Origin of the sequence: Chlamydia serpentis (assembly GCF_900239945.1) — a bacterium.
GTDB lineage: Bacteria > Chlamydiota > Chlamydiia > Chlamydiales > Chlamydiaceae > Chlamydia > Chlamydia serpentis.
Genome location: NZ_LT993738.1, coordinates 451,227 through 464,330 on the forward strand (window position 1 = coordinate 451,227; position 13,104 = coordinate 464,330).

Here is a 13,104-nt window from a genome sequence, read left to right on the forward strand (position 1 = left end):
AATATGTCTAAAGACTCTCCAAAAATTAGCAACTATACAAACCAAACTTGGTACATTATCTCCTTTGTTTTGGGATTAAGTTTATTTGCAGGCTTACTGCTATCTACAGTTTACTATGTACTTTCTCCCATACAAGAGCAGGCTGCTAACTTTGATCGTAACAAGCAAATGCTTTTAGCTGCTCGTGTTTTAGATTTTAAAGGCAGATTTCAAATTCAAGATAAAAAAGAATGGGTACCAGCTCTTTTTGATAAAAAAACACAGCTTCTTCAAGTAGCTAAAGGGAAAGCTCCTATGGTCTCCCACCCTGAATTAGAAGCCTATGCCCAACGTTTTGTTCGTCCCCTACTCACAGATAAACAGGGGAAGGTCTTCTCTTTTGAAGAAAAACATTTGGACGTTGTTGAGTTTTTTGAAAAATATCAGGAGAGCTCTCCATGTCAACAACCTCTTCTTCCATTTTTCGTAATTTTAGACAACACTCCTCGTACACAAAACATGTCTGGATCTGAGATTTCCAAAGACCTTTCTGCAGTTCAAGCTTTGATCTTCCCTATATCAGGTTTTGGCCTATGGGGTCCGATTCATGGTTACTTAGGAATTAAAAATGACGGTGATACTGTATTAGGAACGGCATGGTACCAACAAGGAGAAACTCCAGGTTTAGGAGCTAACATTACTAATCCCGAATGGCAAGAGCAATTCTATGGGAAGAAGATCTTCTTAGAAGGACCTTCTGGAACCACAGATTTTGCAACAACAACGCTAGGACTTGAGGTAATTAAAGGTTCTGTGCGTACAACTTTTGGAAACTCTCCGAAAGCGCTTTCTGCTATTGATGGGATTTCTGGAGCGACTTTAACATGCAATGGTGTAACTGAAGCTTATATGCAATCCCTAGCTTGCTATCGTCAACTCCTTATACATTTTTCTAGTTTAAACAACGCAAATAAACAACCTAATGATAAATAAAAAGTCCTATAAAAGTTACTTTTTTGACCCACTGTGGAGCAACAATCAAATCCTCATTGCAATTTTGGGCATTTGTTCTGCACTAGCAGTGACCACTACAGTTCAAACAGCAATTACTATGGGACTTGCTGTAAGCATTGTTACAGGATGTTCTTCATTTTTTGTTTCTCTATTACGTAAGTTCACTCCAGATAGTGTAAGGATGATTACCCAACTGATTATCATCAGTTTGTTTGTAATTGTTATAGATCAATTCTTAAAAGCTTTTTTCTTCGATATCTCAAAAACTCTGTCGGTTTTTGTTGGTCTTATCATTACCAACTGTATTGTTATGGGGAGATCAGAGAGTCTGGCAAGGCATGTTCCCCCTATTCCTGCATTCCTAGATGGCCTAGCCTCTGGATTAGGATATGGTTGGGTATTACTTCTCATCGGAATAATCAGAGAGCTCTTTGGATTTGGTACTCTTATGGGGTTACGGATTATCCCCCAATTTGTATATGCCTCTGAGTTCCATCCTGATGGCTACCAAAACTTAAGCTTAATGGTATTAGCTCCGTCAGCATTTTTCCTCCTGGGTATTATGATTTGGCTTGTCAATATTCGTGATTCTAAAAAGGAAAAAAGGTAACTTATGTGGTTAGGTTCATATACGTGGCTTAATGTTTTTGGCATATTCCTACAAGCAGCCTTCATCCAAAATATCCTTCTTGCTAATTTTTTAGGGATGTGTAGTTATCTTGCATGCTCGACTAGGGTTTCGACAGCAAATGGTTTAGGAATGTCTGTAGCTCTTGTCCTTACGGTAACAGGAAGTATTAACTGGTTTGTCCATGCCTTCATTACAGGACCTCGAGCTTTAACTTGGTTTTCTCCATCTTTAGCTTCTGTAAATTTAGGATTTCTTGAACTCATTATCTTCATTGTAGTGATTGCAGCATTTACGCAAATTTTAGAGCTTCTATTAGAAAAAGTTTCTCGAAATCTCTACCTCTCGTTAGGAATTTTCCTGCCTTTGATTGCTGTGAATTGCGCCATCTTAGGAGGTGTACTCTTTGGAATCACACGTAACTATCCTTTCATTCCGATGATGATTTTTTCTTTAGGAGCAGGATGCGGATGGTGGCTTGCTATTGTTATCCTAGCAACTATTAAAGAGAAGCTCGCTTATTCCGATATTCCTAAAAATCTTCAAGGGATGGGAATTTCCTTTATTACAACAGGTCTCATTGCTATGGCTTTTATGAGTTTAACAGGTATCGATATCTCGAAGCCCTCTGCAACTATGCAAACAGCAACTGCAGAAGTTGAGGCAGCTAAAAACGTTGCCGATGCACAACAACCATCTCCTTCTCATTGACAACTACACTAAGATCTTTCTAAATCATAGGTTAAGCAATACTATCAATAAGAAGTTTTCAAACAATTCCAGCTTGAGATTTAGTATTCAATGGCTTTATACAACTACTTAAAATTTTATTTAAAATACAATAAACAGCTATCGCTAATAAAATACAAATACCTAAAGCAATGCCTACATAAAGAGAACAAATTTTCAACTCAGAACTTAAAGGAGAAAAAATGGTAATTAAGGTAGTAATAGTTAGCGCTACTAAGAGAAGAACAAGAACCTTAGAGAAAATCCGATAAGACAAGGAACTTTGTGAACCGTGAGGAACACTAGAATACTTCTTCAGCAGAGTAAATGTGTTAGGGGTTTCTTCAGAAGCAAAAACATAATTAGGTAGTCGCATCATGATTTTAAAATCAGTAAAAATTAGAATACAATGCCCTAGTGACTAAGCCTAGTTATCTAGCGGCTTCATAGAACGAAGTATCTTATAGCGGAAGCAAGCACAAAGTAATATTGCCAAGGTAATACAGGTAGTTGTGATCCAAATAGCCATTTGTACAAATGTTGAGTTTGCTAAAAATAAACCGCAAGCTACTAGGCCAATGACAATTATTGACAGAACCATTATTGCCACAGTCAGCCTCTTCAGACGAGGGTCGAGAATAAATGGTTGAAATTCGCCTTCTAAAGAGGGCATGGGTGTCGAGCCAACTGCAGCCATAAAATAAATTCTAGTATAATTTTTAAACCTTAAGCATAGATTTTAAACACTCTAAGCTTAAAAAAATACCTCTTCTCTTCTTAAAAAATTAAATATTCATAATAAAATTTTTATTTCTGTTCCATTAAAGAGAGTTTCAATAAACTCCAGTCCTGTTCCAAACGTACTATCACTAGCCATCCTTCGCCTTCCGGAGCATCATTAATCTTTTGGGAGTTATCGAGTAATTCGAGATTGACATCGATAACTTCTCCGGTCACAGGACTCAAGACTTCAATAGCAGATTTTGAGGACTCTAGCACAACTAAAACCTCGCCCTCTTTACATGCGTTTCCTATTGAAGGTAAGTCCACGTGAACAATGGTACCCAAGTTGTTTCGCATTTTTTCTGTTAATCCAAGCCGTACAACTCTTTCATGGATTGGTAAAATCCATACATGATAATCAGAATACCACATTATCTTAAGACTCCCTGTTCTATAAAGCGTTCCATATAGGATCCTATAAGCTCTTCATCCAATTGACTTTTAGCTAAAAATAATTTATCCACGCGGGCAGGACGATCGTATACTAAATGAGATAGGCACTGATAATAACAAGGTCCTTCTTCAAGATTGATCAGTACTGGGGAATATTCTCCTATCTTCATAGAAAAAAGACGTTCAAAATCTTCAGGAAGGCCTTTATCTCCCCGAGAAAATGTTTTTAATGAACGTTCCAGGTTCCAGGAGCAAGAACCACTCACATACCTTCCAAATCTATGATCTTCCACTACTTTGAAAAGACGCCGTTGCCATAGGCTAGTACCTTCTTCATTTGGGTAACGCTTACGCAATGCTGATACAATACAATCCATATCCACAAGATGACCATGAGAAGCAACTAACTTTGAGGCTAGATCTCTTCTCAATACTTCCTGATAGGAAAGTATCTCTTCTTTTTCAGAAGAATGATTAACGACAAATGTATAATATCTCTCTAAGTCTTGGCTATACAATCCTATAACTTCATTTTCAAGTAGCACTTGAGCCAATTGCTGACCATCTACTATTCCTGGTAAGGTATAGTCCATTCCTCCTGCTAAAAGAATTTCTTTGTTTTCTATAGGAAGCTGTTTTAAAGATTCCAAAATTCTTTCGGGGTGGGCTCTTAGGATTTCCTTACGTGTGAAGAGAGAAATTTTATCTCGCAATCCAGGCTTGAGTTGTTGGAAATCTTTATATGACTGGCAAGTTTCCGCATCTGGGAATTTCTCAAGGATTTCTTGAAAATGTTCAGCATTTTGCTGCCAATGTATTACCTCAACCATGGGAACTTTAGTCCCCAAATCCTGTAAAGCTACACTCTGATAGCCTATCGAAAATCTTCTACCTACTAATCTAGGCTCTGTAGATTTTATTTTATCTATAGGTAAAGTCTCCTGAGGAATATCCAGACAATCCGACTTTGGAACACTAACCAATTTTAAATATGTTTCAAATGCCTTTAGTTCTTGCCTTGTTTTAAAACAATAATCTTTGGGAAGTTTGAAAAATTCTACTTGTATCGAATCTTGCCCCTCTATAAAAAATTTATTTAGAGGTTGGAAATCAAAAGCAATACTCCCCCGTAGGGTTAGGATTGCTTTTTTACAAAGTAAGATATCCCTATACATATTCAAAAACTCGAATTCGGAGATCTCCAGAAACTGAAAATAAGAGTTCACAAATTCTTCGAATCCGATAGAAAACTCTGGGTTTTTGTTTATCTTACTATAGGCAGATCTTGCTTTATCATAGAAGTCATCACGTGCTTCTTGTCTTGAGGGTCTGGGAAGAACTTTTTTTTGCTCATCAATAAATCGAATTAAAACCTCGACAGCGGCAGACAAATAGGGATCCCCAAACCAATCTTGAATTGTGTTATAACCAAACAGGCGTAGATCTTTGCCTTGAGATAAAATTTGATCTGGTGGTAGAGCAAACATTTGTCTACGATATTCTAACATTTGTCGAAGCACATAATGAGGGAATCTTCTCTCTTCAAGAAAGAGTTTGACCCTAGCGAGGAATCCTTCTTTTGATATAGGGTTTTCTATTTGTTGAAAGATCTTGAAAATCTCTAAGAGTTGCGGAGCAGAAGATTTCCAAACTTCTTCAGAGGAAATAAAAGGGGCATCAAAGCGACGGTACGGTTGATACATCTTTTCTTTACTAAAGAGTTTTTCTCCCGAAGCATAAACTTGTAAGAAGAGTTTTTCCCCCATCCTTGTTGTTAAGAAATAATCCGTCAACAAGCCCTCATTTATAAAATTCCAAGCCCTAGGATTCCCTGTGAAAGGATAGGCTTCATGAGCTAAGAACTTCTTCATGGCTAAAAAGTCTTTTTGCAAATACTTCTTCCCTGAAGCAGTAGTAAACATAATTCGACATGAGGTAGATTCGGTAGAACCTTCTCCTCTGGAAAACCGTCCCCAACCAACTCCAAGACCAGAAATACAAACTACAGCAATAACAATGCCAATAAATTTTTTTTGATGCTTATAGAAGAACGCTAACAAAGTCCACCCTCTACCCAAACAATAAAAGCCTAGTGTAAACGATAGCAAAGAAAAAAACCAAGCAGGATCCCCTTGGTAAGTATACGAGGAATCTTATCACGAGATAGTTTTACAGCAATGAAAGGTTTATGCTGGCATATATGTGAGCTGCAAATGTCCCAAGGTATGATGGACTGGATGGAAATACCAAGAGAAAATATCTCCTTTATCTACAAGACGCGAAAGTCCAATATCTTTAGCAAAGATCTTTGCAGCCTTTTCAGCAACTTCTGCTGACTCGATAACAACAATACTTTCATAATCAAAAGCGTCACTTTTCTTCCCTAAATTATAACTCCCAATCACAAAAATAGAGTTATCTATAATCATGCACTTTTTGTGTAGCTGAGTTTCCCAAATAGCAAATTCATAAATAGAAAGTCTCTCGTAAGGTTGCAACTGCAAACAGAACCACTTTTTCCAAATAGGGTAGCGGCTTCCATAACTCAATGCAAAATAATTAATACGGTTTCCCCAAGCATATGGTCTGGTGATTGAAGGGCTCAAATCATGACAGCCATTAGTAATTAAACTCAGATGCACATTATGATTACGGGTAACATCAATAAGAGCATTTAAAATTTCATCCTTAGGGATGAAATACATGTGCGCCAATTTCACAGACGATCTTGCTGCGCGAATAAGCTTAACATATTCTTGAGTCACAGGGTTAGGTTGCTTATCATGGGGACCACCCAGGACCACTCTTACTTTTGAAGATTCTACAAGGATAAGGTCCTCATGATCATCTAGCTCAGGAAATGTGGTTGCTTCTGCTTGTTCAAAAGTAAGCGGTGGACATGAATCTGCAAAATCTTCGGGGTTATTAATAAACCACGCATTGTTTGCATAGTAATCCCACATCGCAAACTGTTTATGAAATTCTTTCCTTAGCTCCAAGCCGAGAGCTACAGAGCGCAACATAATATCCTGATCACGAAATGCTAAAGGCCTACGCACACCGCTGACAAATAAACGAGGTGAATCTATTTCCTTAGGAATCTCGTCTCCTCGAGTACACATAAATTCTTCGAAATTGGTACCACCCAAGATAAAATATTTTCCATCGATGATAGAAAGCTTTATATGCATCTCAATGACATTGGGGGACATAATACTCGTTGAAGGTGGGCAACCGGTAAAGACATAGAAAAATCGATCAGGATAAGATTGTTTTAACGCCTTGAGTAGACTCTGATCTTCCGCATCTGTAAAAGTTGGTTGAATAATTATGTAACTACAGAGCTCTGGAACCTCATTCATACGAGCATCTAGGTGGTCTAACATATCTTTAAGCAACCGCCCCCCTGTCATACAGGGGCAAAGCTCAACATAAGAGTTTGCATGATCTATACAACGGAGCAGTTGTTCAAAAGCCTCTAAGCCGTTATCGTAAACAAAAACCCCGATATTTTCTCTTGTGGGCGCTACGATTGTTTTTGCCGAAAGAAAACCAGGAAGTAGGAAAATACAGACTATTCCAATGGCAGATAAACGAGAAAATAACTTACTCATAATCCCTCACAACAAAATAATTTAATAAAGACCTCTTTGACCTGTTGACGGGCTTGATTAACCAGATCAACAGGAGATTCTCTACCTAAAGGGAAAAAAGCATGTGTCTCTATCTGTTGAATAATTTCTTGAAACACATCAGGGTTTAAAAACCTCTGATAAAAATCAGGGGAGCTTCCGGATAAGAATAACGACCCCTGGTGTAAAAATCCCTGATTTACTTTACGTTGAGCGGCGCCACCCACCTTTTTTCCCCCAATAAGAACATCATATTTTGAAGTTTTTGCCATACAAAAATTTCCTGAAACTCTAGAAGAAGAGATTTGGTCTTCTGGGGCCAATACACTTTGAATGCGAAATACTTTTTCTAGAACCTTTACTACAAAAGAATTCACTGTATGATAGTTTTCTAATACAAACGGGGAATAGCGAGGATGTGTCGCCGACATAAGAACTGAAAACGCATAATCCCCCTGGTGAAATACAAATCCGCCTCCTGTAGGTCGAACCGCAGCATCAAGGCCTAGATCTTTATGATTGGAAATTAAAAATTTTTCTGGTCGCATAAAGTAACCATAGGTTAATGGGTAGGGACTCTCCCACTCATAGAGGTGTAAAATGAGCTCGCCCTCTTTAAGATTCTGCAGCATATCTTGGTCTTTAGCCATGTGGGACGCTGCTGAAGATTTTCCTGAATCTATAATGCGAATTTTCATATAACGAATATCAATTAACTAAGACTATTTCCAAAGAAGCTGATCTATTGTATCATATTGCAAAAGTTTGTGCATAATTTTCCTTGGAATTTGGAGTAATTCAATCAATTTTTCTGGTTTATAGCGAAGAGTTGCATCATTATTTTAAATTTCGTATATGCTTAAGGAAAGTTCTACCCCTGTCTTTTAGGTTTTTATGTTTGAGAAGTTTACTAATAGAGCAAAACAAGTGATTAAATTGGCCAAAAAAGAGGCTCAGCGTTTAAATCACAACTATCTAGGCACTGAGCATATTCTGCTTGGCCTTCTCAAACTGGGCCAAGGCGTAGCTGTTAATGTATTACGTAACCTTGGTGTAGACTTTGATACGGCAAGGCAAGAAGTTGAGCGCCTGATTGGCTATGGTCCTGAAATCCAAGTCTATGGAGATCCTGCACTTACAGGGAGAGTAAAAAAATCTTTTGAATCAGCAAACGAAGAAGCTAGTCTCTTAGAACATAATTATGTAGGCACCGAGCATTTGTTGTTAGGAATCCTACATCAATCCGATAGTGTCGCTTTACAAGTATTAGAAAATTTACATATTGATGCTAGAGAGGTCCGTAAGGAAATTCTTAAAGAATTAGAAACTTTCAATCTACAACTACCCCCTTCCTCTTCTTCTTCATCTCGAAATACCCCCCCCTCTTCAAAAGCTTCTCTAGGCCATACCCTAAGCGCAGACAAAGGTGATAAGCTTTCTGCGTTAAAAGCATACGGCTATGATTTAACCGAAATGTTTAGGGAGGCAAAGCTCGACCCTGTCATTGGCCGTGCTTCAGAAGTCGAGCGATTGATTTTAATTCTTTGTCGAAGAAGAAAAAATAACCCTGTACTTATTGGAGAAGCTGGAGTCGGTAAGACTGCGATTGTAGAAGGTCTTGCTCAAAAGATTATTCTTAATGAAGTCCCTGATGCATTACGCAAAAAGCGTTTGATTACACTAGATCTTGCTCTAATGATTGCTGGAACAAAATATCGTGGGCAATTTGAAGAACGCATCAAAGCAGTCATGGATGAGGTGCGTAAGCATGGGAATATCCTCTTATTCATTGATGAGCTCCACACAATTGTAGGTGCAGGAGCAGCTGAAGGAGCTATAGATGCCTCAAATATTTTAAAACCTGCGCTAGCTCGAGGTGAAATTCAATGTATCGGGGCAACTACTATAGATGAGTACCGCAAACATATAGAAAAAGATGCAGCTTTAGAGCGTCGTTTCCAAAAAATCGTCGTTCATCCTCCTAGCGTAGATGAGACTATTGAAATCCTCCGCGGTCTCAAAAAGAAGTATGAAGAACATCATAATGTCTTTATTACTGAAGAGGCTTTAAAAGCAGCAGCGACTCTCTCAGATCAATATGTTCATGGACGTTTTCTTCCAGACAAAGCTATTGATCTTTTAGATGAAGCTGGTGCTCGTGTTCGTGTGAATACTATGGGTCAGCCTACAGAGCTAATGAAGCTAGAGGCGGAAATAGAGAATACAAGGTTAGCAAAAGAACAAGCGATTGGTACGCAAGAATACGAAAAAGCCGCAGGGTTACGTGATGAAGAGAAGAAGCTACGTGAACGTCTTCAAAGTATGAAACAAGAATGGGAAAACCATAAGGAAGAACACCAAGTTCCTGTCGATGAAGAAGCTGTAGCTCAAGTCGTTTCACTACAAACAGGAATCCCCTCAGCAAGACTTACAGAAGCTGAAAGTGAAAAACTACTGAAGTTAGAGGACACATTACGTAGAAAAGTAATTGGTCAAAATGAGGCGGTTACCAGCATCTGTCGTGCGATAAGGCGTTCTCGAACAGGCATTAAGGATCCTAACAGACCTACAGGTTCTTTCCTATTTCTTGGGCCTACAGGCGTAGGAAAAAGCTTGCTTGCACAACAAATTGCGATAGAAATGTTTGGTGGTGAGGATGCTTTAATTCAAGTAGACATGTCGGAATACATGGAAAAATTTGCCGCAACTAAAATGATGGGGTCGCCTCCAGGATATGTAGGGCATGAAGAAGGAGGACACCTTACTGAACAGGTCCGCCGACGTCCTTATTGTGTGGTTCTGTTTGATGAAATAGAAAAAGCCCATCCCGATATTATGGATTTAATGCTACAAATTTTAGAGCAAGGACGGCTTACGGATTCTTTTGGTCGAAAAGTCGATTTTCGTCATGCGATTATTATTATGACCTCCAACTTAGGAGCTGATCTCATCCGCAAAAGCGGAGAAATCGGTTTTGGCCTAAAATCTCATATGGATTACAAGGTAATTCAAGAAAAAATTGAAAATGCGATGAAGAAACATCTGAAGCCTGAATTCATTAATCGTTTAGATGAAAGTGTAATTTTCCGTCCTTTAGAGAAAGAATCCTTATCTGAGATCATTCATTTGGAAATTAATAAGCTTGACTCAAGGCTTAAAAACTACCAAATGGCTTTAAATATTCCTGATTCTGTCATCTCTTTCCTGGTCACTAAGGGGCATTCCCCAGAAATGGGAGCTCGTCCTCTACGTCGTGTGATTGAGCAATATCTTGAGGATCCTCTAGCCGAGTTGTTGCTGAAAGAATCCTGCCGTCAAGAAGCTCGAAAGCTGCGGGCTACTCTAGTAGAAAATCGTGTTGCTTTTGAAAGAGAAGAGGAGCAAGAACCCCAAGAAGTTATCAATCCTTAACCTTTGGATGGGATCATAGAGACATCGATAACTCCGCTGCCAAGGCAGAATTCTCCATGATAAAATGCTATAGTTTGTCCTGGAGTCACTGCTTTGACAGGTTGGGAAAAGCGTACTCTGACTTCGTCATCTGAAATGTGTTCTAGAACACATTCTTCATCAGGCGATCGGTAACGAACTTTAGCAGTACAGCAATATCTTGAGTCTGGGGCAACAAACCAATTCAACTCTCTAGCTGTTAATTCCTGAAGATAGAGCTGGGGATGATCTTCGCCTCTGACAATGTAGACAACATTTTCCTCTATATTCTTTCCTATAACATAACAAGGTTTCTCTGATCCTCCAAGATCTAGTCCTCGCCGTTGCCCCACAGTATAGTAGTGGGCCCCCTCATGTTTTCCTATAACTTCCTTGGTATCCCAATCGATAATATTCCCGACTTTATTTGGAATAAATTTCTCTAGAAAGTCTTTAAAAGGGCGTTTACCTATAAAGCAAATTCCTGTACTGTCTTTTTTTTCTGCTGTTGCGAGCGCTGCCTCAGCAGCAATCGCACGTACTTGGGTCTTGTTCATTTTTCCCAAAGGGAATAAGACATTGTGAAAAAAGCCTTTAGGAGTCCCCGATAAGAAATAGCTTTGGTCTTTGTGAATATCGAGGCCTCTCATCAGTTGAGGACCTTGAGAACCTATATTTAATCGGCAATAGTGTCCTGTAGCTAAGTAATCTCCCCCTAATTCACGAACCTTTTTTTGTAAAAGGTCAAATTTGATTTCTCGATTACAAAGGATGTCTGGATTAGGAGTATAGCCTAGGGAATATTCCCTTAGGAAGCGAGTGAATACTCTTTCTCTATATTCTTTAGCAAAAGATACAGTGTAATAGGGAATGTCCAACTGAAGACAAACTCTCTCTACATCTTCATAATCTTGGATAGAAGAGCAGAGACCGTCTTCGGTCTTCTCTTCCCAATTCTTCATAAATAGACCAATAACTTTATAAGAAGTAAATTTTTTAAAGAGGTAAGCAACAACAGAAGAGTCCACACCTCCTGACATTGCTACAATGACGGTTCGTTCCATAGCTTCTCTTAACTTGACTCCTCATAACAAGTATCGGATTATAAAATTTTTATAACTATAAGCTTAGATTAGCTTACTAATTGAAAAAAAATACCATTTTTCTTAAATTATTTCCTCAAATAATAGAGTTTTCACTGTGTCCGTTAATTTAAATGGTGTTTTTCCTTCAGCTCTTCCAGAAGAACCCGCGGATTTATTCGTAACGAATAAAGAAATCATAGCTTTAGAGAAGAAAGGGATAGTTTTTCTTAAAAAATCCATTCCCTTGCATATTGCTGCGATGACTATTTTGATCATAGTCGCTCTTGCAGGAATTGCTGTTATCTGCGTAGGCTACTACGTTCAAGGCATTTTTGAAATTGCTGTTGGATTAGTCCTTACTATTTTGGCATTTTTCTGCTTACAAGCTTTTGTAGGACTTATTAAATTAACTAGAAGGCTCCCTGAAGAATTAAATACAGCAGTAGAGTTTATCAGAGGAATAGCACGACCAGTATCATCTTTAAAGCTTGTGAGCGATGCACAAAAAAAAACCACAGAAAATACATTGAGATTATATCAAGAACTCACCTCGCTTACAGATAAAGAGGCAAAACTTAAGGGCTCTCTACACACGATTCTTTTGGGGCTTCAGTCAAAACGAGATAGAGATAGTCAGCGACGAAGTCAGGAGGAAACATGACAAATTCTATAGCTGACGCATCATCACTATCGAGAGGCTGTTCTTTTTCTTCCTCAATAGATGCGGCTTCTGCCCCACAAGTCTATGTTACAGAACCAACTTCTATGCCTGTAGGTTCCTGGGAAGCCTTTCGCTCAAAACTTGCTGCAAAACGGACCCTAAATTTTATCCCAACCTTAATCTTAATGTTAGCAGCTACGCTATTAGCAAGCTTTTCGGCATTGCAGGGCAACTGGATTATCTGTGGAATTAGCTTAGGAATCATCGTTCTTTCCCTTATTCTTACTCTTCTCCTAGCAATCCCATTGAGAAATAAGCTAACAGGAACACAGTTAATTGACGAAATTTCCCAAGACATTTCTTCTATAGGGTCAGGATTTGTCAACAGATATGGGTTGATGTTCTCGACAATTAAAAGTATTCATATTCCAGAGCTCTTAACACAAAAATCTGAAGAAGAAAAAATTACATCCCAGATTGAAGAGAAAAAACACTCGATTCAGCAACTCGAAGTCAAAATTGCTGCTTCTCAGCATAAGCTAGAAGAAAAAAGAAAAAAATCTAAGATTTTTCCAAAAAGTCTAAAATATACAAATAAGAAACCGTGTAACTAGGGTTTTCTTAAAATTCTTTTTCCTGAGAAAGGTACATAATTAAACCGTAAGTCTTCTGTGTAATAGTAGAAAAAGATCTTTTTTCTCTATTCTCAATAATAGCTCGGATCTACGTAAATCTCATTGAAACTCTGTTCTGAGGAAAATAATTAGATAG

General features: G+C 38.4%; 13 protein-coding genes. 6 read left to right on the forward strand and 7 right to left on the reverse strand.

Annotation, left to right across the window (positions count from 1 at the left end; genetic code table 11):
- Window positions 1-3: 3 nt before the first annotated feature.
- The 3 genes from nqrC to nqrE are packed head-to-tail and all read left to right on the forward strand — an operon-like array spanning window position 4 to window position 2,332.
- Window positions 4-972: an NADH:ubiquinone reductase (Na(+)-transporting) subunit C gene (gene nqrC, locus C834KP_RS01960; protein WP_108896524.1), complete on the forward strand. Its 969-nt coding sequence runs from the start codon at window positions 4-6 to the stop codon at window positions 970-972.
- On the forward strand, window positions 962-1,603 hold the full coding sequence (gene nqrD / locus C834KP_RS01965; protein ID WP_108896525.1) for an NADH:ubiquinone reductase (Na(+)-transporting) subunit D: 642 nt from the start codon (window positions 962-964) through the stop codon (window positions 1,601-1,603). The genes nqrC and nqrD overlap by 11 nt, the downstream gene beginning before the upstream one ends.
- Before the next feature lie 3 nt (window positions 1,604-1,606).
- Window positions 1,607-2,332, forward strand: coding sequence for an NADH:ubiquinone reductase (Na(+)-transporting) subunit E (gene nqrE, locus C834KP_RS01970; protein WP_162295472.1), 726 nt, complete (start codon window positions 1,607-1,609; stop codon window positions 2,330-2,332).
- A 58-nt stretch (window positions 2,333-2,390) separates the two neighbouring features.
- Here the strand turns inward: nqrE and C834KP_RS01975 are convergent, their stop codons facing one another.
- From C834KP_RS01975 to C834KP_RS02000, 6 genes are all read right to left on the reverse strand, one after another.
- Window positions 2,391-2,729 carry a hypothetical protein gene (locus tag C834KP_RS01975; protein WP_108896526.1) on the reverse strand — a complete coding sequence of 113 codons (339 nt, stop codon included), beginning with the start codon at window positions 2,727-2,729 and terminating at the stop codon, window positions 2,391-2,393.
- Window positions 2,730-2,777: 48 nt separating this feature from the next.
- The gene (locus tag C834KP_RS01980; protein WP_108896527.1) at window positions 2,778-3,047 is read right to left on the reverse strand and encodes a hypothetical protein; all 270 of its coding nucleotides are present in this window, start codon (window positions 3,045-3,047) and stop codon (window positions 2,778-2,780) included.
- Window positions 3,048-3,157: 110 nt separating this feature from the next.
- Window positions 3,158-3,505, reverse strand: coding sequence for a glycine cleavage protein H-like protein (locus tag C834KP_RS01985; protein WP_108896528.1), 348 nt, complete (start codon window positions 3,503-3,505; stop codon window positions 3,158-3,160).
- A complete protein-coding gene (locus C834KP_RS01990) occupies window positions 3,505-5,586 on the reverse strand; it encodes a hypothetical protein (RefSeq protein WP_174165543.1) in 2,082 nt (693 codons plus the stop codon). Before C834KP_RS01990 ends, C834KP_RS01985 begins: the two co-directional genes overlap by 1 nt.
- A gap of 126 nt (window positions 5,587-5,712) precedes the next feature.
- The gene (locus C834KP_RS01995; protein WP_174165544.1) at window positions 5,713-7,140 is read right to left on the reverse strand and encodes a phospholipase D-like domain-containing protein; all 1,428 of its coding nucleotides are present in this window, start codon (window positions 7,138-7,140) and stop codon (window positions 5,713-5,715) included.
- Window positions 7,137-7,856, reverse strand: coding sequence for a lipoate--protein ligase family protein (locus tag C834KP_RS02000; RefSeq protein ID WP_108896531.1), 720 nt, complete (start codon window positions 7,854-7,856; stop codon window positions 7,137-7,139). The genes C834KP_RS01995 and C834KP_RS02000 overlap by 4 nt, the downstream gene beginning before the upstream one ends.
- A gap of 196 nt (window positions 7,857-8,052) precedes the next feature.
- Between C834KP_RS02000 and C834KP_RS02005 the strand changes: the two genes are divergently transcribed.
- On the forward strand, window positions 8,053-10,569 hold the full coding sequence (locus C834KP_RS02005) for an ATP-dependent Clp protease ATP-binding subunit (protein WP_108896532.1): 2,517 nt from the start codon (window positions 8,053-8,055) through the stop codon (window positions 10,567-10,569).
- Here the strand turns inward: C834KP_RS02005 and mnmA are convergent.
- Window positions 10,566-11,651: a tRNA 2-thiouridine(34) synthase MnmA gene (mnmA, locus tag C834KP_RS02010; RefSeq protein ID WP_108896533.1), complete on the reverse strand. Its 1,086-nt coding sequence runs from the start codon at window positions 11,649-11,651 to the stop codon at window positions 10,566-10,568. The two genes, C834KP_RS02005 and mnmA, sit on opposite strands and share 4 nt — an antisense overlap.
- Window positions 11,652-11,787: 136 nt before the next feature.
- Here mnmA and C834KP_RS02015 point away from each other — a divergent pair, with 136 nt between their 5' ends.
- The gene (locus tag C834KP_RS02015; RefSeq protein WP_231911700.1) at window positions 11,788-12,333 is read left to right on the forward strand and encodes a cell division protein ZapA; all 546 of its coding nucleotides are present in this window, start codon (window positions 11,788-11,790) and stop codon (window positions 12,331-12,333) included.
- A complete protein-coding gene (locus C834KP_RS02020) occupies window positions 12,330-12,947 on the forward strand; it encodes a hypothetical protein (RefSeq protein WP_108896534.1) in 618 nt (205 codons plus the stop codon). The genes C834KP_RS02015 and C834KP_RS02020 overlap by 4 nt, the downstream gene beginning before the upstream one ends.
- Window positions 12,948-13,104: the final 157 nt, after the last annotated feature.